The organism is Klebsiella sp. ME-303 (assembly GCF_007910085.1).
Classification (GTDB): domain Bacteria; phylum Pseudomonadota; class Gammaproteobacteria; order Enterobacterales; family Enterobacteriaceae; genus Klebsiella; species Klebsiella michiganensis.
The window spans coordinates 1-518 of record NZ_VOJB01000001.1 but is presented as its reverse complement, the minus strand read 5'-3'; the positions used below and the strand labels follow the sequence as shown (position 1 = coordinate 518).

General features: G+C 60.0%; 1 protein-coding gene. It reads left to right on the top strand.

The window, feature by feature from the left end:
- Positions 1-518, top strand: a 518-nt coding sequence (locus FQK12_RS00005; RefSeq protein WP_146295594.1) for a carbohydrate porin, incomplete at both ends; no start/stop codon positions are given.

Genomic DNA, 518 nt, shown 5'->3' with positions numbered 1-518 from the left:
GAGTCTAACCCCAACGCCTATATCTGGGCCGGCCGCGACTTCCATCAGCGCCCGCAGCAGGGGATCAACGACTACTTCTGGATGAACCACGACGGCCAGGGCGCCGGGGTGAAGAACTTTGATATCGGCGGCGTGCAGTTTGACGTGGCGGGAGTGTCGCAGGTGGAGTCCTGTAGCCCGGAAGTGATGGCGGACGAGGCCAACCCGTCGCGCATCACCTGTACCGGCGGCTCCGGTACCGGCGATAACGGCCACTACGCCCTGACCACCAAAACCCACAACATCAAGGCCGGGCCGATCGACGTTGAGGTGTACGCCAACTACGGTTTCGATTCGAAAGCGGTGGACAGCGACGAACGTCTCGACGCCTGGCAGGGCGGGCTGGTGCTGAGCCACACCAACGACAGCGGCGTCAATAAAGTGATCCTGCGCTACTCCGATAACTCGGATAACAGCGTCTACAACAAAACCGATGACCTGACCGCGATTTACGCCAGCTTTGAAGGGCTGCATAAATT